At 64.8% G+C, this 21,676-nt stretch carries 18 protein-coding genes, 1 tRNA gene and 1 pseudogene; 10 read left to right on the top strand and 10 right to left on the bottom strand.

The window, feature by feature from the left end:
* Positions 1 to 10: 10 nt before the first annotated feature.
* Positions 11 to 1,171, bottom strand: coding sequence for a TIGR04552 family protein (locus tag AC0IYS_RS27570; RefSeq protein WP_471708162.1), 1,161 nt, complete (start codon positions 1,169 to 1,171; stop codon positions 11 to 13).
* A 177-nt stretch (positions 1,172 to 1,348) separates the two neighbouring features.
* Here AC0IYS_RS27570 and AC0IYS_RS27565 point away from each other — a divergent pair, with 177 nt between their 5' ends.
* From AC0IYS_RS27565 to AC0IYS_RS27550, 4 genes are all read left to right on the top strand, one after another.
* Positions 1,349 to 2,305: a glycosyltransferase gene (locus tag AC0IYS_RS27565; protein WP_471708161.1), complete on the top strand. Its 957-nt coding sequence runs from the start codon at positions 1,349 to 1,351 to the stop codon at positions 2,303 to 2,305.
* Positions 2,298 to 2,687 (top strand): GtrA family protein, encoded by a 390-nt coding sequence (locus tag AC0IYS_RS27560; RefSeq protein ID WP_471708160.1) that lies wholly within the window; start codon positions 2,298 to 2,300, stop codon positions 2,685 to 2,687. Before AC0IYS_RS27565 ends, AC0IYS_RS27560 begins: the two co-directional genes overlap by 8 nt.
* 4 nt (positions 2,688 to 2,691) lie before the next feature.
* Positions 2,692 to 4,542: a hypothetical protein gene (locus AC0IYS_RS27555; protein ID WP_471708159.1), complete on the top strand. Its 1,851-nt coding sequence runs from the start codon at positions 2,692 to 2,694 to the stop codon at positions 4,540 to 4,542.
* 100 nt (positions 4,543 to 4,642) lie between these two features.
* Positions 4,643 to 6,052, top strand: coding sequence for a GntP family permease (locus AC0IYS_RS27550; RefSeq protein WP_471708158.1), 1,410 nt, complete (start codon positions 4,643 to 4,645; stop codon positions 6,050 to 6,052).
* Here the strand turns inward: AC0IYS_RS27550 and AC0IYS_RS27545 are convergent.
* A complete protein-coding gene (locus AC0IYS_RS27545) occupies positions 5,994 to 6,818 on the bottom strand; it encodes a DNA-formamidopyrimidine glycosylase family protein (protein WP_471708157.1) in 825 nt (274 codons plus the stop codon). The genes AC0IYS_RS27550 and AC0IYS_RS27545 overlap by 59 nt on opposite strands.
* Before the next feature lie 143 nt (positions 6,819 to 6,961).
* Between AC0IYS_RS27545 and AC0IYS_RS27540 the strand changes: the two genes are divergently transcribed.
* Both AC0IYS_RS27540 and AC0IYS_RS27535 read left to right on the top strand, forming a co-directional pair.
* Positions 6,962 to 8,635, top strand: a complete 1,674-nt coding sequence (locus tag AC0IYS_RS27540) for a M28 family metallopeptidase (RefSeq protein ID WP_471708155.1) — start codon at positions 6,962 to 6,964, stop codon at positions 8,633 to 8,635.
* Positions 8,636 to 8,729: 94 nt separating this feature from the next.
* Positions 8,730 to 11,531 (top strand): M16 family metallopeptidase, encoded by a 2,802-nt coding sequence (locus AC0IYS_RS27535; protein WP_471708153.1) that lies wholly within the window; start codon positions 8,730 to 8,732, stop codon positions 11,529 to 11,531.
* 159 nt (positions 11,532 to 11,690) lie between these two features.
* On the opposite strand, the gene rnk is transcribed toward AC0IYS_RS27535, so the two are convergent.
* The 6 genes and pseudogenes from rnk to AC0IYS_RS27505 form a co-directional block, all read right to left on the bottom strand.
* Entirely contained in the window at positions 11,691 to 12,098 is a 408-nt protein-coding gene (gene rnk, locus AC0IYS_RS27530) for a nucleoside diphosphate kinase regulator (RefSeq protein ID WP_471708152.1), read from the bottom strand.
* A gap of 330 nt (positions 12,099 to 12,428) precedes the next feature.
* Positions 12,429 to 13,328: a UV DNA damage repair endonuclease UvsE gene (gene uvsE / locus AC0IYS_RS27525; RefSeq protein WP_471708151.1), complete on the bottom strand. Its 900-nt coding sequence runs from the start codon at positions 13,326 to 13,328 to the stop codon at positions 12,429 to 12,431.
* Between the two features lie 75 nt (positions 13,329 to 13,403).
* The gene (locus AC0IYS_RS27520; protein ID WP_471708150.1) at positions 13,404 to 15,434 is read right to left on the bottom strand and encodes a S9 family peptidase; all 2,031 of its coding nucleotides are present in this window, start codon (positions 15,432 to 15,434) and stop codon (positions 13,404 to 13,406) included.
* A gap of 113 nt (positions 15,435 to 15,547) precedes the next feature.
* Positions 15,548 to 16,029: pseudogene (locus tag AC0IYS_RS27515) on the bottom strand (RES family NAD+ phosphorylase).
* Complete coding sequence (gene parS / locus AC0IYS_RS27510; RefSeq protein WP_471708149.1) at positions 16,029 to 16,535, bottom strand: type II RES/Xre toxin-antitoxin system antitoxin; 507 nt, start codon at positions 16,533 to 16,535, stop codon at positions 16,029 to 16,031. The pseudogene AC0IYS_RS27515 and the gene parS overlap by 1 nt, the downstream one beginning before the upstream one ends.
* 95 nt (positions 16,536 to 16,630) lie before the next feature.
* Positions 16,631 to 17,047 carry a YidB family protein gene (locus AC0IYS_RS27505; RefSeq protein WP_471708148.1) on the bottom strand — a complete coding sequence of 139 codons (417 nt, stop codon included), beginning with the start codon at positions 17,045 to 17,047 and terminating at the stop codon, positions 16,631 to 16,633.
* Between the two features lie 239 nt (positions 17,048 to 17,286).
* On the opposite strand from AC0IYS_RS27505, the gene AC0IYS_RS27500 reads away from it, so the two are divergent.
* Positions 17,287 to 17,739, top strand: a complete 453-nt coding sequence (locus AC0IYS_RS27500; RefSeq protein WP_471708147.1) for a hypothetical protein — start codon at positions 17,287 to 17,289, stop codon at positions 17,737 to 17,739.
* Positions 17,740 to 17,787: 48 nt separating this feature from the next.
* Here the strand turns inward: AC0IYS_RS27500 and AC0IYS_RS27495 are convergent, their stop codons facing one another.
* A complete protein-coding gene (locus AC0IYS_RS27495) occupies positions 17,788 to 18,882 on the bottom strand; it encodes a hypothetical protein (protein ID WP_471708146.1) in 1,095 nt (364 codons plus the stop codon).
* A gap of 105 nt (positions 18,883 to 18,987) precedes the next feature.
* A tRNA-Phe gene (locus tag AC0IYS_RS27490) sits at positions 18,988 to 19,063 on the bottom strand.
* Between the two features lie 77 nt (positions 19,064 to 19,140).
* Between AC0IYS_RS27490 and AC0IYS_RS27485 the strand changes: the two genes are divergently transcribed.
* The 3 genes from AC0IYS_RS27485 (at position 19,141) to AC0IYS_RS27475 (ending at position 21,675) form a co-directional block, all read left to right on the top strand.
* Entirely contained in the window at positions 19,141 to 20,361 is a 1,221-nt protein-coding gene (locus AC0IYS_RS27485; protein WP_471708145.1) for an FAD-dependent monooxygenase, read from the top strand.
* A gap of 48 nt (positions 20,362 to 20,409) precedes the next feature.
* Positions 20,410 to 21,138, top strand: a complete 729-nt coding sequence (locus tag AC0IYS_RS27480) for a DsbC family protein (RefSeq protein ID WP_471708143.1) — start codon at positions 20,410 to 20,412, stop codon at positions 21,136 to 21,138.
* A 78-nt stretch (positions 21,139 to 21,216) separates the two neighbouring features.
* Positions 21,217 to 21,675: a (2Fe-2S)-binding protein gene (locus tag AC0IYS_RS27475; protein WP_471708141.1), complete on the top strand. Its 459-nt coding sequence runs from the start codon at positions 21,217 to 21,219 to the stop codon at positions 21,673 to 21,675.
* The last annotated feature ends 1 nt before the right edge of the window (position 21,676 follow it).

Below are 21,676 nucleotides of genomic sequence, written 5' to 3'. Positions count from 1 at the left end.
GGCGCACCGCTCATGGCGCCGCCTGCGACTCCACCCAGCGCAGCAGTTCGCGGCCGAACACACGCGTGCGCGCCGTGTCGACCTGGCGCCGCTTGTAGGCGTTGTGGCTGGCCGGGCCGGCCAGGCTGCGCGCGTAGCTGGCCTGGTCCATCAGCTGGATCTCGTATTCGAAGAAGAAGCCGACGTCGTATTCCTGCTCGCCCCCGGCGCCGAGGTTGGGGTGGTCCGGCTGGACGTGGATCATCTTGCGCACCGTCACCTGGATGCTGTTGAAGCCGCTGCCGCTGTGCGGATTGTCGCAGCGCGTCTGCGGCTGTGCCAGCTCGGCGAGCTCGGCGTCCATGGTGCGCAGCAGTTCAAGCGGATAGTCGTCGCTGTGTTCTATTTGGGCGCGGTATTTGTTGAAGATCTGCTTGGCCGCCTCGAGGTCGAGCAAGGTGTTGCGGGTGCGTTCGGCGTCGACGTTGGTGACCGACAGCAGGTGCGCGCGCTGCAGGCTGCGCAGCGCCAGCAGGCATTCGAAGCGGGTCGCGAACACCAGCCGCACGCCGAGGTGGTCGAAGATGTCGGCGGCCAGGTAGGCGGCTTTTTGCAGCAGCTTGAGCAGGATACTGTTGCGGCCCTTGTTGTCCTTGCGCTCGTAATGCAGCATCGGCAGGCAGACCTCGCCGTCGGTGAGGAAGTGGCGGTCGCCGTCGTGCCGGATCACCTCGTCCAGGGTGGCGAACACCTGCGCGCGGATGGCGTGGAAGTGGCGCAATTTGAGGTTGTTGTCGATGTAGAAGATGCCGTGCATGACCTTGAGCACGGCGCACGACCACATGCGCCGCACGTCGACGCTGGTGCCGCGCAGCGAGGCGTACACCAGCAATTGCAGCGGATCGTCGGGATGGCTGACCTCGTCCGGTATCAACCCGGCCTGCTCCGGCGCCAGGAAGGTGCAGGCGAGGAAGTCGACCGCTTCGCGGTGGGCGCGGGCGATGATCGCCGGCGCGGCCGGCTGCTCCAGGTCGAAGCCGTACTCGCGCACGAACTGGCGGGCGTCGTGCAGGTTGCGCAACGCCAGCGCGCCGAGGTCGATGGCCGACACGCCGTTGGCGATGGCATTCAGATAGCTCCAGTTCAGCGAGAACCTGCCACCGCTCTTGAGCGAGGCCCGTAATTCAGTCATGGCGTCCTGCATCGGCTGCGATGACCCAGTATTGCAGCCTGTTCCGCGAGCGTCAATCGATACCAACGGTTACCGCCGCCACTGTCTCTTATTGCCCAATAGCAAATAAATAGGGTTTTATTTTTCACAAGCTTATAATGGCGGCCTTGATTCCCTTGCTACCCCGCCACCACCGCCATGGACAAACTGAGCAATAAGCGCATCGCCATCCTGGTGCCTTGTTATAACGAAGCGTTGACGATCGCCGCCATCGTGCGCGATTTCCACGCCTGCCTGCCGCAGGCGCAGGTCTACGTGTTCGACAACAATTCGACCGACGGCACCGCGCCCATCGCCCGCGAGGCCGGCGCCATCGTGCGCAACGTGACGGCGCAGGGCAAGGGCAGCGTGGTGCGGCGCATGTTCGCCGACATCGAGGCCGACGCCTATGTGATGGTCGACGGCGACGACACCTATGACGCCAGCGTGGCGCCGCAACTGGTCGAGCAGTTGTTCCGCGAGGGGCTGGACATGGTCGTCGGCAACCGCGTCAGCACCGAGCAGGACGCCTACCGGCCCGGCCACCGCTTCGGCAACGCCCTGTTGACGGGCTGCGTGTCGTTCATTTTCGGCCGTACCTTCACCGACATCCTGTCCGGCTACCGCGTGTTCTCGCAGCGCTACGTCAAGTCGTTCGCGGCGCACTCGGCCGGCTTCGAGATCGAGACCGAGCTGACGGTGCACGCGCTGGCGCTGCGCATGCCGGTGGCGGAGGTGTCGACCGTGTACAAGTCGCGTCCGGAGGGATCGGTCAGCAAGCTCAACACTTACCGCGACGGCTTGCGCATCCTGACCACGATCTTCCGCCTGTTCAAGTCCGAGCGGCCGCTGGCGTTCTTTTCGATCGGCGCCGGCGCCGCCGCGCTGCTGGCGCTGGCGCTGGCCGAGCCGCTGGTGGAAACCTATCTGCACACCGGGCTGGTGCCGCGCCTGCCGACGGCCACCTTGTGCGCCTCGCTGATGTTGTTCGGCCTGATCCTGCTGGCGTGCGGCGTCATCCTCGACGCCCTGACCAAGGGCCGCATCGAGCAAAAACGCTTCGCCTACCTGGCCCAGCCGGCGCCGTCGCTGGCGCCGCCGCCCGCGCGTGGCTAGGGCCGCCGGACAACTGCTGCGCTTTGCCGCCATCGGCGTGCTCGGCCTGCTGGCCGACGTCGGCGTGCTGTATGGCGCGCTGGCGCTGGGCGCCGGCCCCTATGCCGGCCGCGCGCTGTCGTTCCTGGCGGCGGTGCTGGTGACGTGGCGCCTCAACCGCCGCTACACGTTCGCGCCGACCGGCTCGCCGTGGACCGAGTGGTGGCGCTACCTGGGCGCGATGAGCGGCGGCGCGTTGCTCAACCTGGGCGCCTACACGCTCGCGCTGTGGCTGCTGCCGGCGGCGCCGTGGGTGCCGGCCGCGGCAGTCGCGCTCGGCTCGCTGGCGGGCATGGCGCTGAACTTCGTCAGTGCCAAATTCCTTGTGTTTCGATCCGGATGATTCCATGACTTTCCTCAATCGCCTCGTCGCGGCGCTGGCCGCGTGGTTCGCGCGCCGCACCGCTTTCCTGTCCGCCCCCGGCGCCGCCACGCGCGCGGCGCTGTGCGTGCCGCTGCTGTTCGGCCTGGCCTCGATGCTGCTGGGGCAGGACAGCAACTGGGACCTGCGCAACTATCACTTGTACAACGGCTACGCGGTGCTCAACGGCCGGGTCGGCTTCGACCTGGCGCCCGCCGCGTTCCAGACCTATTTCAACCCGACGCTCGACATCTTCTACCACTTGCTGAACGGCGCGCTGCCGCCACGGCTGGCCGGCTTTGTCATGGGCGCGCTGCAGGGCCTGAACTTCATCGTGCTGGCGGCGATCGCGCGCCGCCTGCTGGGCGACCAGCGGCAGCGCCTGGCCTTGCTGCTGGCCGGCGCCGGCATGCTCGGCTCGGGCTTCCTGAGCGCGTTGGGTAACACCATGGGCGACAACCTGACGGCGCTGCCGCTGCTGGGCGGCTTGTATCTGGTGCTGCGGCGCTGGGAGGCGCTGCCGCGCGTCGGCGCCGGCAATGTGGCGGCCATGCTGGCCGCCGGCCTGCTGATGGGCGCCGCAGCCGGCCTGAAACTGACCAACGCCGTCTTTGCCGTCGCGCTGTGCCTGGCGCTGCTGGCCTTGCCGCTGGACTGGTGGCGGCGCGTGTGGCTGGCGTTTGTGTTCGGCGTTGGCGTGCTTGGCGGGATCGCGGCCACCGCCGGCTGGTGGTTCCTCACCATGTGGCAAACCTTCGGCAATCCGCTGTTCCCGCAATTTAACAACCTGTTCCGCAGCCCGCTGGCGCCGGAGAACGGCGTGCTCGACACGCATTTCCGTCCGCGCGACATGCTCGAGAACGTGCTGTGGCCGTTCATTTCCGCCTTCGATACGCGCCGGGTTTCCGAGCTCGGCCTCAAGTTGATGATGTGGCCGGCGCTGTATGTGCTGCTGGCCGTGCTGGCGGCGACATGGCTGGCGCGGCGCTTCGGCAGCGCCCGCGCCGGCGCCGGTGCCGCGCCGGCGGACCGCCGCGCCGTGTTCGTGCTGCTGTTCTTCGTCATCGGCTACGTGGTGTGGATGCGCATGTTCAGCATCTACCGCTACCTGATCCCGCTCGAGCTGCTGGCGCCGCTGGTGTTCTGGATCGTCTGGGGCCTCGTGGCGCCGGCCACGGCGGCGGCCCGGCAATGGGGCGGCGTGGCGCTGGCGCTGCTGGTGCTGAGCGTGTTCCCGGCCAACACCTGGGGCCACGCCACATGGGGGGAGCGCGCCTACAGCGCCGAGGTGCCGGCCTTCGCCACGCCGTCGGCAAGCATCGTGTTCCTGGCGCACTGGGACCCGCCGACCGGCTGGATCACCACCTTCATGCCGCCGCAGGCCAGGTTCGTCTCTATCGGCACCGGCTTCCCCGAATCGGCCGGCTGGCGCCAGCGTATCGCGCAAGCCATCGCCGAGCGGCCCGGCCCCCATTACCTGCTGCTCAACGCCGCCAACAACGAGAAGGACGGCACCCGCCAGCGCAAGCTGGCCGCCGCGCAGTGGCTGGGCATGACGCGCGACGCGGCCGGGTGCGGCAAGCTGGCGTGGGTCATGCAGCGGATACGCTTCGGCGTCGAGCTGCGCCGCCTGCCCGACGGCGGCTGCACCTTCGACCTGTTGCCGAAACACCGTATGGACCTGCCGGCGGTCAACGCCGCCATCATCGCGGCGGCGGCCACCCATGTGCAAGGCTACGGACTGCGGCTGGAGCAGGGCAGTTGCACGCCCTACCGCGCCTTCGTCGGCAGCGAGGCCTTCCCGTACCAGATGTGCCGGGTGACGGTGGGGCCGTGACCGGGCGGGACCGGCGGCCTTGCTTTAAGAGGGGCGACGAACAGTTTCGATAAACTTTACAATATCCGACGACACCCACTTAACCATCGTCGGAGCCGGCATGTCCTTCCTGATCGTTCTCGCCGCACTATGTTTCCTGATGCTGGCCGCCTATCGCGGCTACAGCGTGATCCTGTTCGCGCCGGTCGCCGCGCTCGGCGCGGTGCTGCTGACCGATCCGGGCGCGGTGGCGCCGGTGTTCAGCGGCATCTTCATGGACAAGATGGTCGGCTTCATCAAGCTGTACTTCCCGGTGTTCCTGCTGGGCGCGGTGTTCGGCAAGCTGATCGAGCTGTCCGGCTTTTCGGAGTCCATCGTCGTCGCGGCGATCCGCTACATCGGCCGCACGCGCGCCAACGCCGTCATCGTGCTGGTGTGCTCGCTGCTGACCTACGGCGGCGTGTCGCTGTTCGTGGTGGTGTTTGCCGTCTATCCGTTCGCCGCCGAGCTCTACCGTCAAAGCAACATCCCCAAGCGGCTGATGCCGGGCGCCATCGCGCTGGGCGCGTTCTCGTTCACCATGGACACCTTGCCGGGCACGCCGCAAATCCAGAACATCATCCCGACCACGTTCTTCAAGACCACCGGCTGGGCCGCGCCGTGGCTGGGCACGATCGGCGGCATCGCCACCCTGGCGGCCGGGCTGGCCTTCCTGGAATGGCGGCGCCGCGCGGTGATGGCCACCGGCGAAGGCTACGGCGTCGAGGACAAGGCCAAGCCGGCGGCGGCGGCCGGCACGCCACAGCGCGGTCTGCCGCACCCGCTGCTGTCGGTCGCGCCGCTGCTGCTGGTGGGCGTGGTCAACTTCGCGCTGACCAAAATGATACCCGTCTGGTACGGCGAAAGCTACGCGCTGACGGCCGACGCCTTGCCCGGCCTGCATGCGACGATCACCACGCCGATCAAGACGCTGGTCGGCATCTGGGCGGTGGAGGGCGCGCTGCTGCTCGGTATCATCTTCGTGGTCGTGACCGCGTTCGGGCGGGTGCGCGACGCCTTTGCCGAAGGCACCAAGGCGGCCGTCGGCGGCGCGCTGCTGGCGGCGATGAACACGGCATCCGAGTACGGCTTCGGCGGCGTCATCGCGGCGCTGCCCGGTTTCGTCGCCGTCAGCCAGGCGCTCAAGAGCGTGCCCGATCCGCTGGTCAACGCGGCGGTGTCGGTGACCACCCTGGCCGGCATCACCGGTTCGGCCTCGGGCGGCATGAGCATCGCGCTGGCGGCCATGTCCGACCAGTTCATCCGCGCGGCCGAGGCGGCGCAGATACCGCTGGAGGTGATGCACCGCGTAGTGGCCATGGCCAGCGGCGGCATGGACACCTTGCCGCACAACGGCGCGGTCATCACGCTGCTGGCGGTGACCGGGCTGACGCACAAGCAATCCTACCGCGAGGTCTTCGGCATCACCGTCATCAAGACGGCGGCGGTGTTCTTTGTGATCGCGGTTTACTACTTGACCGGGCTGGTTTAGCCGGCACCGTCACCGTCACTGTCAGCGGTGGCGGATACTGCTTCTGGCAATTGGGGCAGAAGAAGCTGCGGCGCTTGGTCTTGCCCAGATGTCCCTTGTGGAAAGGCAGGTCGCAGCGCGGGCAGACCCGCTTGGTGTGCGCCAGCCAGTGCTGCTTGAGCACAAAGGCTTTCTTCCATTCCAGAAAATCGAAACTGTATTCGCGCGCCTGCGCCACCAGCTCGCGCAGCTTGGCCGCCGGCAGCGCGCCCACCGTCGACAGCGGATGGACGCGGATGCGGAACAGCACCTCGTTTTTGATGATGTTGCCGACGCCGGCGAAGATATCCTGGTCGAGCAGGGCGTCGCACACCAGCGTGTCGGGCGCCGCGCGCAGCTTTTTGAGCGCGGCCGCCGCCGACCAGTCGTCGGACATGACGTCGCCGCGCCAGTCGTACTGGCTGTCGAGGTCGCCTTCCAGCGTCTTGACCGAGCAGGTGTAGAAGTTCAGCTCCTCGCCATCGTCGAACTCCAGGCGCAGGCGCGGCGTGGCATCCTTGCGCTCGTTGATGCGGTAGCTGCCGAACATCAGCAGGTGGATGCGCAGCGCCAGGTCCGGCAGCTGGATCAGGAAGTGCTTGCCCCAGCTGCGCAGGTCCAGCACCGGCTGGCCGCGCAGCGCCTCCATGTCGACGCCCTTGGTGTTGCCGCTCGCTTGCACGATGGTTTTGCCGATGAAGCCGGCCGTCTGCTCGCGCATGATGACGATCGATGGTCCTTCGGGCATGGCATGCTCCGTTTCGCAATGAAGCCTTCAGTGTGCGCCGGCCGCCTTTTCCGTACTGTTCGCCACCCCACCGAGCGCGGTCCGATTGCTGTACTTGTGGTTTCATGGCAGTATTGCCGATCTGTTTGCCATGGAGGTTTATCTTGAAAAGGGTCATCTTGAAACAATCGCTGCTCATCGCTTCATTGCTTGCCGCCGGCCTGGCGCAGGCCGCCGCCGGTCCCGAATTCAGCCCGCAGAAGTTGTCGCAAGACGTCAAGCTGCTGGCCTCCGACGAGTTCGAAGGGCGCGGGCCGAACACCGCCGGCGAAACCAAGACCGTCAATTATCTGATCGAGCAGTTCAAGGCGGCCGGCATGCAGCCGGGCGGCGATCCGGTCAAAGGCAAGAAAGGCGAGCGCAGCTGGACGCAGGACGTGCCGCTGGGCCGTTTCGAGATCAAGGGGCCGGTCAAGCTGTCGGTCAAGGACGCCAAGGGCAGCCAGGAGTTGAAGCAGGGCGACGACCTGGCCGTGCGCGCCTCGATGAGCGGCGCCAAGCTGGTCGATTTCAAGAACGCGCCGCTGGTGTTCGTCGGCTACGGAGTCACCGCGCCCGAGCGCAAGTGGGACGACTTCAAGGGCTTCGACCTGAAGGGCAAGCTGGCGGTGGTGCTGATCAACGACCCCGATTTCGAGACCGGCGCCGGCGAGTTCGGCGGCAAGGCCATGACTTATTACGGCCGCTGGACCTACAAGTACGAGGAGATGGCCAAGCGCGGCGCGCTGGGCACCCTCATCGTGCACGAAACGGCGCCGGCGTCGTACGGCTGGCCGACGGTCAAGAATTCCAACACCAACGTGATGTACGACATCGTGCGCAAGAAGCCGTCCGAGGCGCATGCGCCGATGGAGGCGTGGATACAGCGCGACCTGGCGGTCGACCTGTTCAAGCGCGGCGGCCAGGATTTCGAGGCGCTCAAGAAACTGGCGCAGACACGCGACTTCAAGCCGGTGCAGCTGAAGGACGTGACCTTGTCGGCCCACTACGCGGTCGACGCGCAAGTGATCACGTCGAAAAACGTGGCGGCCCGCATGGTCGGCGCCAGCAAGCCCGACGAGACGGTGATCTACAGCGGCCACTGGGACCACCTGGGCGTCGGCTTGCCGAACGCCAAGGGCGACAAGATCTACAACGGCGCGGTCGACAACGGCACCGGCCTGGCCGCGCTGCTGGAACTGGCGCGCGCCTACGGCAAGGCGCCGGCGCCCGCGCGCAGCGTGCTGTTCCTGGCCGTGACGGCCGAGGAGAAGGGGCTGCTGGGCTCGGAGTACTACGCGCAGAATCCGCTGTATCCGCTGGCGCAGACGGTCGGCGTGATCAATATGGACGCGTTGAGCCCGCAAGGCGTGTCGCGCAACTTCACCATCTCCGGCAGCGCCAAGGTCGAGCTGCTCGACCAGCTGATCGCCAAGGCCAAGGAATGGAACCTGGTGTATTCGCCCGATCCGAAACCGGAGGCCGGCTACTTCTTCCGCTCCGACCATTTCCCGTTCGCCAAGCGCGGCGTGCCGGCCATTTCCTATGGCTCGGGCAATGACTTCGTCGATGGCGGGCTGCGGGCCGGCAAGCAGGCCGAGGAAAGCTACACCACCAACAACTACCACCAGCCGTCGGACGAGTGGAGCGCCGACTGGTCGTTCAAGGGCATGGCGCACGACCTGGGCATGCTGTACGCGCTCGGCCGCGACCTGGCCGAGTCGAAGGCTTGGCCGAACTGGGCGCCGGACGCCGAGTTCCGCGCCGCGCGCGACAAGACCGAGGCCAAGCGTAAATAGTTTTATGTTTAACTAAAATGCAATAAAATGGTTGCGCGCCGGCTAGAATGCCGGCGCGTTTTTGCAGGTCCATTCCCAACCAGGAGCCCACCGCATGACCATGTCCATCCGCCGTACCACGATCGCGGCGTCCGTCGCCATGTCCATTGCGCTGCTTGCCGCTAGCGGCGTGCAATCCGCCAATGCCGCCGAAGCCGCCAAGCCGGCCGCGGGCAAATCGGCCAAGTCCGACATCGCCATTCCCGATATTCCGTACACCAAGTTCGTGCTGAAAAACGGCCTGACCCTGCTGGTCCACGAGGACCACAAGACGCCGGTGGTGGCCGTCAACACCTGGTACCACGTCGGCTCCAAGAACGAAAAACCCGGCAAGACCGGCTTCGCCCACCTGTTCGAACACCTGATGTTCAGCGGCAGCGACAATCTCAACAAGACCTACATCAACACCATGCAGCAGATTGGCGCGACCGACCTGAACGGCACCACCAATCCCGATCGCACCAACTACTTCCAGAACGTGCCGACCTCGATGCTGGACTACGTGCTGTTCGCCGAGAGCGACCGCATGGGCCATCTGCTTGGCGTGCTGGACAAGAAAAAACTGGACCTGCAGCGCGGCGTCGTGCAAAACGAAAAGCGCCAGGGCGAGAACCAGCCGTACGGCGTGACGCGCCAGCTGTTGACCGAGAACACCTGGCCGGCCGGCCATCCTTACTCCTGGACGACGATCGGTTCGATGGCCGACCTCGACGCGGCGTCGATGACCGACGTGCAGGACTGGTTCAAGACCAACTATGGCCCCAACAACGTGGTTCTGGTGCTGGCCGGCGACATCACGCCCGAACAGGCGCGCGAGAAGGTCGAGAAATACTACGGCGACATTCCGGCCGGCCCGCCGCTGGCCAAGCACAAGGAATGGATCGCCAAGCGCACCGGCACCCATCGCGGCTCGGTCGAGGACCGCGTGCCGCAGGGGCGCATTTATCGCGTGTGGAACGTGCCAGGCGCAAGCACCGCGAGCGAACCGCTGCTCGACCTGGCCGCGCAGGTGCTCGGCGGCGGCAAGACGTCGCGCTTCTACAAGCGCCTGGTCTACAAGGACCAGCTGGCAAGCGACGCCAGCGCCGGCAACAACAGCTCCGAGATCGCCGGCCAGTTTTATGCCGTGCTGACCGCGCGCCCCGGCGCCGATGTGGCCAAAATGGAAGCGATCGCCGACGAGGAATTGCGCGCGCTGATGAAGTCCGGCCCCACCGCCGCCGAGCTGGACATCGCCAAGACGGCGATCCTGGCCTCCTATACCCGCATCGTCGAGCGTGTCGGCGGCTTCGGCGGCAAGAGCGATTTGCTGGCCAGCTGCACCACCTATACCGGCAATCCGGATTGCTACAAGGAGTACCTGGCGGCGGTCAAGGCGGCCACGCCGGCGCAGGTCAAGCAGGCGATGAACGCGTGGCTGGCTGATGGCGACTACGTGCTGGAAGTCAAACCGTTCGCCACCAACTACGCCACCACCGCCAAGCTGGACCGCAGCAAGCCGCCGGCGCTGGGCAAGGCCGAATCGCTCAACCTGCCGCCGATGCAGAAGGCCACGTTGTCCAACGGACTGAAGGTGGTGCTGGCCGAACGCCACGCGGCGCCGGTGGTCAACTTCTCGATGATGGTCGATGCCGGTTACGCGTCGGACTCGCAGGCGTTGCCGGGACTGGCGAGCCTCACCACGAACATGCTCGACGAAGGCACGGCCACCCGCAGCGCGGCGAAGATCAGCGAGGAATTCGAATCGCTGGGCGCCAACTTCTCCGTCAGCACCAATCTCGACGGCGCCTTCGTGCAACTGAACGCACTCAAGGCGACGATGCCGAAGGCGCTCGACGTGTACGCCGACGTGCTGCTGCGTCCGGCCTTCGCCCAGAACGAGCTGGACCGGTTGAAGAAGGACCAGCTGACCGCGATCCAGCGCGAAAAATCCAATCCTTCGACGATGGCCTTGCGGGTGATTCCGTCGCTGGTGTATGGCAAGGGCCACGCCTATTCTCTGCCGCTGACCGGCAGCGGCACCGAGGCTGCGGTGGCCCGCATCGGCCGCGACGACCTGGTCAAGTATCACCAGGCCTGGTTCAAGCCGAACAACGCGACCTTGCTGGTGGTGGGCGACACCACCCTGGCCGAGATCACGCCGTTGCTGGAAAAAGCCTTCGGCGGCTGGAAGGCAGGCGAGGCGCCGAAGAAGAACATCGCCCAGGTGGCGCCGTCCGACAAGCCGGTGGTCTATCTGATGGACAAGCCGGGCGCGCTGCAAAGCGTGATTTACGGCGTGCAGCTGGCGCCGCCGCGCAATTCGCCGGACGCGGTGCAGCTTGGCGTGGTCAACAACATCTTCGGCGGCAACTTCGGTTCGCGCATCAATATGAATTTGCGCGAGGACAAGCACTGGTCGTACGGCGTGCGTTCCAGCCTGTCGCCGGCGCTGGGCCAGCGTCTGTACATGAGCACGTCGCCGGTGCAAAGCGACAAGACCAAGGAGGCGCTGCAGGAACTGGTGCGCGAATACGGCGACATCGCCGGCGCCAAGCCGATCAGCGCCGCCGAACTGGGCGAGGCCAAGAGCAACGAAACCCTGGCGCTGCCGGGCTCGTTTGAGACGGCGGGCCAGCTGGCCGGCGCCTACAGCACCATCCTGCAGTACAAGCTGCCGGAGAACTACTACAACACCTTCACCGACACGGTGCTGGCGATGACGCCGGAGCAAGCCAACGCGTTGGCCGCGCGCACCATCGCGCCGGGCAAGCTGGTGTGGGTGGTGGTGGGCGACATGAGCAAGGTCGAAAGCGGCGTGCGCGAACTGAAGCTGGGCGACGTGCGCAAGATCGATGCCGACGGCAATCCATTGTAATCACGCCGGTAGGCCGCAAAAACCTCCGCCAGCTCAAAGCCGGCGGGGGTTTTTGGGGCGAACGCACGGCAAGCTCCGCCAATAAACCACGTAGGGCGGATTAGCGCAGCGTAATCCGCCATGCATGAGCCGCCACCGCCGCGTTGACCACCCGCGCCGTCAGCGTGCAAGCGCCGCAGCCTGCTCCGGCTGATACACCACCTCAAGAATGCGCACCCGCGCCAATTGTCCGTCCGGACGCGGCCAGTCGATCGCGTCGCCAACGGACAAGCCGAGCAGCGCACTGCCGACCGGCGTCAGGATCGAGATCGCATCGGAGGTGCTGGCCAGATCGCGCGGATAGACCAAGGTCAGCCGCAATTCCTCCAGCGGCGCGTCGATCTGAAAGCGCACGGTCGAGTTCATGGTGACCACGCCGGCCGGCATGTCCTGCGGCGCGACGATCTCGGCGCGGCCGAGCTCCTCCAGCAGCCCTTCGTGTGCGGCGGCCTCGGCGGGCGGCAGGGCGTCGAGCAGGATTTCCAGCCGTTCGGCGTCGAGCGATGAAACGATGATTTTCGGTTGCATGATGATAGCTCCAGATAAGTGGTCGCGGATAAGCGAGGGGCGACACGCGTGGCAAAGCCGCGTGCGATCGCCTGTCAGGGTTGTTACTGTGGGGGGGCTCGGCAGTGCGAAGCAGACCGGTTGGTCTTGCGGGGCGCTTACCGAGCCCGGGAAAGGCCGGCGGAGTCTCGCGCCGTTGGTGCGGCCGCAGACGATACGCCCTCGTTCAGGGACGAACAATGATGCTTCGCAGGAGTGCGGAACATGTTCATGAGGAAATCAATATCGGAGGTGCCTGGAACCAGTATAACCGATGGTCCCGCAGCGCGCCGGCCGCCTCAAATCGCCGTCTCAAGGCGCCGTCGCGGCGGCGCCGGATTGCCACGCGCGCAGCTTGCGGATCGCCTCCTCCTTGAACTTGGCTTCGATCTCGATATACGGGGCCTGGACATAGGACGCCGGCATCACCTCGATCAGGTCGGCGTGCTGGCGGTCGTTGAAGCCGTCGCGACCGTTCGAGATGTGGACCAGTTGTTGCGCCGGGTCGGACCAGGTCGAGCGCGCCTTCGCCAGCATCTCGGCCACGCTCGGATGGTCGTAGCTGGGCAGCCGCTCGTGGACGATGTGATGATGGGCGTCGAACACCATCGGCACGCCGCTGCGCAGGCAAATGTCGTGGATCTCGGCGGCGCTGTACGCGTACTCGTCGTTTTCCAGTCCGAGCCGCAGCCGGATCGCGTCCGGTAACGTGGCGATGCGCTCGACCAGCGCGTCGGCCCGGCCGGCCTTGCCGCCGTGGATCTCGAGCAGCGCCCACGGCGAGCGCGGCTGTTGCAGCAAGTCCATGATGTCCGCGTGCATCTGCAGGATCTTGACGCTGTTGGCGACCACGCCGGCCGAGTCGGAGCTGAGCACGACGAACTGATCGGGATGCATGACCAGCCGGATGCCGCGCTCGAGCGCGTACCGCCCGGCATCGGCCAACGTGTCGCTCAAAGGCTGCAGCGTTTCGCGCCCGACATCCTCGTCGGCGAACGGAAAGATCGAGGACAGGATACGGTAGAGGGAAATCGATTCGCGCTCGCAATAGCGCAACGCCGTATTGAAGGTTTGAATGTTGTCCCGGTAGATCTCGTCGAGCAGCTTGCGCTGTCCGTCCGGCGCCAGCTCCAGCAGCCGCTTGCGCGTGACCATGCGGTAACGTACGTCTTTCGATTGGGTGATGCAGACAAGTCCGAGATGTGGGCGCATGGCGTTGCTCCTTGGCGCAGGCTGGCGGTGAGTCACGAGTCTAGCAGCGACACGCCGGCGCCCGCGCCACGTTGCTTACTCCAGCGCCTCCTTCAACCCCGGCGCGAACTCGGCGCCGTGCTTGACCTGCGCGGTCGACGTCTTGAGCGCCTTGCCGATCGGCTCGGCGCGCCCGCTCAGGCACTTGGCCAGGAAGTTCTCGGTCACCGCGTTGAAGGCGATGTTGTTGACCGGCCGCGCGAAGCCGTGGCCCTCATCCGGGAACACCACGTAGGTGACCGGAATGTTCTTGGCCGCCATCGCTTCGACGATCTGGTCCGATTCGGCGATGTTGACGCGCGGATCGTTGGCGCCCTGGCCGATCAGCAGCGGCCGCTGGATGTTGCCGGCGAAGTTGAGCGGCGAGCGTTCCTTCAGCAGCGCCTTGCCGTCCTCGGTGGTCGGGTCGCCCATGCGCTTGTAGAATTGCTGCTTGCCCGCCTCCCAGTACGGCGGGATCGTCTTGAGCAAGGTGAACAGGTTGGACGGGCCGACGATGTCGACCCCGCAGGCGAACGTGGTGGGTGTGAACGCCAATCCGGCCAGGGTGGCGTAGCCGCCGTAGGAGCCGCCCATGATGGCGACCTTGTCGGCGGTGGTGACGCCGCGCTTGACCGCCCAGTCGACCGCGTCGATCAGGTCGTCCTGCATCTTGCGGCCCCATTGCAGGTCGCCGGCCGAAATGAAGTTCTTGCCGAAGCCGGTCGAGCCGCGGAAATTCACCGACAGCACCGCGTAGCCGCGGTTGGCCAGCCATTGATGGTAGCCGTTGTAGCCGTAACCGTCGCGCCCCCACGGGCCGCCGTGCACCAGCAGCACCATCGGCGCCGGCTTGCCGGGCTTGCCCTCGCCGTCGGCGTTGGCCGATTTCGGCAAGGTCAGGTAGGACACCAGGGTCAGGCCGTCGCGCGACTTGATCTCGTGCGGATACATCTGCGCCAGCGGCGCGCCTTCCAGCTCCGGACGGGTCACGTACAGCTTGGTCAGGCGCTTGGCCTTGCGTTCGTACAGCCAGGTGGCCGGCGGCGCCGTGACGGAATCGGCCGAGACCAGCCATTTGTCGTCGGACTCGGTGCGCGAACCGACCGTGAACTGGCCTTTGATGTTCTTCTTCAGGAACTCGAGATCGGCCTTGAGGGCCGGCGTTAGTGCCACATATTCCTGCTTGAGATAGTCGACGCTGTAGGCCTGCGCGGCGCCGGTTTTGGGATCGTACAGGGCGCTGGAGATATCGGCGCGCGCGTCTTGCGCGACGATGGTCGTCTTGCCGGTGGCGACGTCCTGCGCCACCAGCGCCGAGGTATTGCGGCCGCGCGAATCGGTCCAGTACAGCGTTTTGCCGTCGGCGGTGAAGGTCAGTGGCGCGGTGGTCTGCGAGTCGTCCAGGCCGACGTCGGCCAGTGGTTCGCCATCGGGCTTGCCATCCTTCAGGCGGAAATAGGTGGTGCCGCCGTCCGGGCGCGCTTTCTCGGCCACGCGCAGGTTCAGTTGCTCGTCGGCGATGAAGCCGGCGTAGCCGTCGTTTTGCAGCAGTAATGTCAGCTTGCCGGTGGCCGGCTCCAGGCTGTAGACGTCGTGCCAGCGCGCGTCGCGGTTGTTCAGGCCGATCAGCAAGCGGTCCTTGACCTTGTTGCTGTAGGCGATAGGCCGCACGCGGGTCTTCTCGAACGGCGTCAGGCTAGTTTGCTTGCCGCTGACGACGTCGACGCCGTACAGCAGGAAATTCTCGTCGCCGCCCTTGTCTTGGATGAACAGCAACTGCTTGGAATCTGGCGACCAGATGGCGGTGCGGATCGGCCGCGTTTTTTCCTCGGTCAGCGCGCGGGCCTTGGAGGGATCGGCGGCCGGCGCCACCCAGACGTTGAGCACGCCGTCGCGCGGCGCCATCCATGACAGCCACTTGCCGTCCGGGCTGAGGCGCCCGCCGGTCTTGCTGGGATTGCCGAAGATCTTGGTGCGCTCGATCAGCGGCACGTCCGGCGCGGCGGCCTCGGATGGTGCCGGGGACTGGGCGTGGACCGGCAGCATGGTGGCGAGCACGGCGGCGGACAACAGGTAGCGCTTCATATGGACCTCATCGTTGTGGAAAGAATGAAAAAATCACAAGTCGATGATAGACCAATACCAAGTTGCCAGGTTGACCATGCGACGGGACGCACGATCCGGGGTATGGGCTGGCGTTACAGCCTTGGATCGTAGACGTACTGCCGCACGACGGACGCGGTCAGCTTGTTTGCCAGTGGATGCAAAGGATTGATCAGGACGTTGTATTCCTCGGGGACGATGACCGAGGGCACGAGCAGCAGCGCGCAGGCGCGTTTGGCCAGCCACGCGTTGCCGGCGTCGATGGAGGTGGAGCCGGGCGGCTCGGCCAGCCAGGTCGGGGCAATTCGCCGGCGGCGAGGGTCTGGCGCGATTTCCATACCGACGCCGGCACGTCGATACGCACCAGGAAGGCGTTACGGATGGCGATGTTGTCACCCAGATGGGTCAGCGTCTCGAGCGTGGCGAGCGCGATGGTGGTGGCCGCGTAAACCACCGGAATGCCTTTGCTGTTCCAGCGCCCGCCGCAGGCCCTGGCGCCGCCTCCGCTCAGATCGGTGGCGGAGTAGTCGGCGGTATGCTTCGATATCCTCCACAGCGCCACCTCCGCGCGCGTCATTACGACACGATCCCGTACTCGATGCGGCCCAGGGTATCGAGCACCAGCTCATAACCGGCTTCGGTGTCCAGCAGCGACAGCGGTGCTTCGCCGCCGAGCGACCTGTTTTCTTGGGTGATCCAGCGTTTGGCCGATTGCTCGTCCTCCAGCACGCCAAGCGCGCGCACCCATACTTTTTCCGCGCGGTAGATGCGGTCCTGCTCGGCGGAGGATAGCAGGGCGTCCTCGCTGATGCGGGCCTTCATGGTGCTTTTGGCAAGCTTGAGGGTGTCGAAAAGCCGATCCTGGCTCAGGCCGAGGCGGGCCGCCATGTCCGGGATGATCCGGGCGGGCGTGCCGGCACGCATTTTTCTAATGAGTTCGGAGGCGTCGCCGCGGAAAGCATCGGCCTGGAGGACGGATTCGTCGCTCGAAACGTATGCCGGCGATGGGGCTGCTTGCCGTGCCAGCCTGATGGGTGGGTTGGGCGCCGGCCCGGGTGCGGGCTTTTTTGCGGAGGAAGCCATCGTCGATCCAGTCTGAGACAATTGATTGTCCAAGTATAGACCACTAAACTGTCATTGTCATCCGCCGCCCGACACGGGCCGAGGGCGGCGAGCCATTAGCCGAAAAGTTTGCCCCGCAGCAGGCTCAAGCCTTGCTCAAGCAATTCGTTCTGCGGCACCTGACCACCGGGCGTGAGTTTGTCGATAATCTGCGGCAGCAACTGGGCCAGCCCGGTGGCCGCGTGTTCCGGTTCGATGCCCGCGTGCTGGGCGATCTGCCCGACCTTGTCTGCGCCCAGCGCGTCGGCGATCTGGTTGCCGGACACAGGAGCGTTCTCGCCGGTGCCGATCCACGACGCGACCTGGTCGGCGATGCCGCTCGATTGCAGCTGCTGCAAGATGCCTTGCAGGCCGCCGGCGTTGTTAATCAAGCCCATCACACCACCGAGCAAATCGCTTTGGGAGACGGAGTCCTGCTTGTGGGCGCCCAACGAACCGATGACTTGCCCTGCCAGTTGATCGAGTAATCCCATCATGTGCTCCCATAGGTGGTTGGAAACGCGGAATGCCGCGTAGTTGTTATAACCATTAGAGCACAAGTTTGCTCAAGCGGCTTACCGACTTGGCCTGGTTCGAATTCAATGGAAGTCCCGTGATTGTGACGGCTCGCGCGGAGAGGTTCCGGAAGTGCTGTTAGAATTTGCAATCGTCTTCCGACCCACGTTGCAGGAGTACACAAATCCTACCTTTTTTAGTCAGAACGGCGATCCGCGTGCCCAAGCTAACGGCCGCTGTTGCATTCTTCGTGCTGGCGGCATTGGCCGGCACGATGGCCTATACCGGTTTCCTGGTCGTCGGCGTATTGGCCGATCAACTTGGCACGGGCCGGTTCGTCGCAGGCCTGCTGCTGGGCGTTCTGCTTGCGAGATTTCCGTGGATCAGGAAAGGTAAGCCGCGCATTGTCGGCCTGTTGCCGAAACCGGTCCGTCGCCCGCTGATCGTGGGCATTCTGGTACTGTGCTTGTTGCACTTTGCGTGGCAAGGCGACTACGTGGCCGCACTGTTCATTGGCGTTACGACGGTGTTTCTTCTCACATTGCCTTGGTTGCGGCGCGTGATATTCGACCGCCTGCTAGGGTCCGTCTTCAAATTGACCGGCCGCAACCCTGGCAAGCAGCCCGATGACACGGTGATCGATGGCGAATTCAGGGAAAAGAAGGAATAAGGAAAGGGCCCGCTGCCAGCCAATGACCAGCAGCGGTCCGTCACGGGTTTAATTTTCGCGGTTCAATTCCCAGGTGCCGGTGGCGCCGGCGCCGTCGGTCCAGGTGCCGCTCATTTTCGTCAGCGATGTGGCTTGGCCCGTAAACTTCGGTGCGGTCCTGCTGCCGGCCGGCAGAGCGAAGTTCACTTGGCCGCTGTTGTTGATCGTACCTTCCGGGGTAAAGGTGGTAACGGTGGAGGTGCCTTCCGCGCAACGGGCGTCGATCCCGCCGCCTTCGAAGACCTTCGCAAAGCAGGTGCCGCTTAGCTTGCCGGAATAGCTGCCTTTCCAGCCCGGGCCGACGAAGCGCTCGGTTATCAGCACCTGGCGCGCCGACTTCGAATGGGACAAGCCGACCAGCTCACGGCTGGTCGATTCGAAGTAAACGGTGTCGCCATAGTTTGCTACTGCCTCGTTCGAGCGCTTTAATTCAACACCGGTGTCGACGTCGATCCAGCTGGTCAGCTTGCTTGTATGTATCGAAGGAGGCTGTACCGGATCGTTGGGGAAGGCGGAGTTTCTTTCTTCCCGCACGGTCGCGGTCGACTTATAGGCCTGGAAACTGCCGGCGGCGACCGTAATGTTTTCAATCGCGACCACCGAACCTTTGCTGGCGAGCTTGAAGTTCTGCACGCGCTGGCCCCCGCCGCAGTCGATCTTGAGCGAGGTGCTGTTGTCCCAACTGACGTTCAGCGCCAGTTTTGCGGGTGGCCCGTACGCGCCGGCCGTGTAGGTGTTCGTGCAATACGCGCTCGTTCCGCCTGTATAAAAGCCGTTGAGCGTGGCACTAAGGTCATACCACCCTGTATATTGATCTCCGTACAAGGTCTTGACCGTCGCCGCCCCGCCGACGACCGCCGTCGTCAAGTCCGTATCGTAGCCTGTCAGGTAATCGTAGCGATTAGTTCCATTCGTTAGCGTATAACCCGTCATCCTGTATGTGTAGAAGTCTCCGACGCTCGGACTGGTTTGGTCCGCCGCGACAGCGGGACTGCCACCGCCGGCGCCGCTAGTAGTGTTTCCGCCACCGCCACCGCCACCGCCACCGCCACCACAGGCGGCCAGAAGACAAGTTATAAGGATGGTCGATGTGCTGCGGATCATAAGTTTCCCTGGAGGTGGCGCCGTGCTACGCGGCATTTTTGGTTATATTTTTGACATCTTTACGAGCAAAAAAAATCCGCTATCGAAAGCGGATTTCTTTGATCTTGGTGGCCCGGGGCGGAATCGAACCACCGACACAAGGATTTTCAATCCTCTGCTCTACCAACTGAGCTACCAGGCCAAGGAGCAGAATTATAGCAGGCCGGAGCGAAATTGCAAGGAACAATTTCTCACGCACACAAACGCTATAATGGGTGGATGAATATTCCATCGTCCCCGCCGCGCGTTATCGAGAGTGACATTTGCATTGTTGGCAATGGCGCGATTGCCAAGACCACCGCGCTGGGCCTGGCCCAGTCCGGCCTGAGCGTGGCCTTGCTCTGTCCTCCGTCATCGCCACCGTCCGCGCCGGCCGGCGCCGCCGAGCCCGGCTGGGATTCCCGGGTATACGCCCTCAACCACACCGCCCGCGATTTGCTGTCGTCGCTGAGGGTCTGGGACGCGCTCGACGCCGCCCGCGTGGCGCCGGTCGACGCGATGATCATCCAGGGCGACGGCGCCCGCGCAGGCGACCTGTCGTTCGACGCCTACGGCGCCCACGCCGGCACCCTGGCCTGGATACTGGAAGACCGCAACCTCGGACAGGCGCTCGACGCCGCCCTCAAGTTCGCCCGCAACGTGACCCTGGTCCATGGCCGGGCGGCGGAGCTGGTGCGCGGCGACGATCACGCCACCGTGCGGCTCGACGACGGCGCCAGCGTCAAAGCGCAGCTGGTGGTGGGCGCCGACGGCGCCGACTCCTGGGTGCGCGGCCAGTGCGACATCGGCCTCGATTACCGCAGCTACGCCCAGCGCGCCGTGGTGACCAACTTCGATTGCGAAAAACCGCACCATGGCGCCGCCTATCAGTGGTTCACCGGCGCCGAGGGCATCGTGGCGCTGCTGCCGCTGCCCGGTAACAAGGTGTCGCTGGTGTGGTCGGCGCCGGACCTGCTGGCCGACCGGCTGCGCGAGGAATCGGCCGCGCAGATCGCCGAACGCCTGGCCGTCTACGCCGCCGAAAAACTGGGCGCCCTGACGCCGCTGCAGCCGGAGCTGGTGCGCGATTTCCCATTGCGCCTTTTGCGCCCGCACGCGATGACGTCGCCGCGCGTGGCGCTGGTCGGCGACGCCGCCCACGTGGTCCACCCGATGGCCGGCCATGGCATGAACCTGGGGTTCGCCGACGTGGCGCAGCTGATGAAGACCCTGGCCGAGCGCGAACCGCAGCGCGGCGTCGGCGATGCCCGCGTGCTGGCCCGCTACGAGCGCGCCCGCAAGGAAGACGTGCTGCTGATGCAGCTGACCACCGATGGCCTGGCGCGCCTGTTCGGCGCCGACGTCGAACCCTTGCGCGTGGTCCGCAATTTGGGATTAAACTTGTTGGATAAATTACCTGTGCTGAAGCGTCGCCTGATCTCTCACGCCATGGGCAAGTGAGTGGAAAAAAGGCGGCGGCATGGTCTGTCTGTAGTCACCGGAGATGTCATGAAAAAAAGTAAGTTCGTTTTGCTGTTGTTGTCTGTGATGATGGCGTCTTGCGGCCAGGCCCAAACCTCGCCGACCGAGGAAGAGATCAAGAAGCTGGTCGAGCCGCGCCTGGGCGAGGGCGTCAAGGTCGATTCGGTCAAGGCCACGCCTTATGCCGGTCTCTATGAAATCCGCATGGGTAACGAGATCCTCTACACCGATAAAACCGGCACTTATGTGTTCAACGGCCATATCTTCAACCTGACCACCGGCACCGATCTGACGCGCGAGCGCATCGACGACATTAACAAGATCAAGTTCTCCGATCTGCCGCTGGACAAAGCGCTCAAGAGTGTCAAGGGCGACGGCTCGCGCGTGATCGCGGTATTCGAGGACCCGAACTGCGGCTACTGCAAGCAGTTCCGCAAGACCACGCTCAAAGACATCGACAACGTCACCGTCTACACCTTCATGTACAACATCCTGCGCGAGGATTCGTTCACCAAATCGGCCGGCGTGTGGTGCGCGCCGGACCGCAACAAGGCCTGGGACGAGTGGATGTTGAACGGTAAAACGCCGGCGACAGCCGCCGAATCCTGCAAGACCCCGAACCAGGACGTGCTGGCGCTGGGCCGCAAACTGGGCGTGAGCGGCACGCCGTCGATCTTCTTCGCCGACGGCTCGCGCATCCCCGGCGCGGTCGACACCAAGGCGCTGGAGGCGAAGTTCGCCAAGCTTAAGCAGTAAGCTTCACCCGTTTTACCAGGGGACCCTAGCGGTCCCCTAAACATATACCTATAAGCGGTTTCCCTCCAGGAGAATTGAATGATCACCTTGAATATCAACGGCAAGGACGTGCAGGTCGACGCCGATCCATCGACGCCGATTTTGTGGACCCTGCGCGATAGCCTGAACATGACCGGCACCAAATTCGGTTGCGGCGCGGCGCTGTGCGGCGCCTGCACCGTGCACTTGGCCGGTGAACCGATCCGCTCCTGCGTGACGCCGATTTCGGCCGCCGTCGGCCAGAAGATCACCACCATCGAGGCAATGGAGAACGACAAGATCGGCAAGGCCGTGCAGGACGCCTGGGTCAAGCTCGACGTGCCGCAATGCGGCTATTGTCAGAGCGGCCAGATCATGAGCGCGACCGCGCTGCTGCGCACGAACAAAAAGCCGTCGGACGCCGACATCGACAACGCCATGAGCGGCAATATCTGCCGATGCGGCACCTATCAACGCATACGCGCCGCCATCAAAGACGCCGCCAGCACCATCGCTTAAG

Source organism: Duganella sp. AC237 (assembly GCF_979254035.1).
This window is presented reverse-complemented; position numbering and strand designations above follow the sequence as displayed.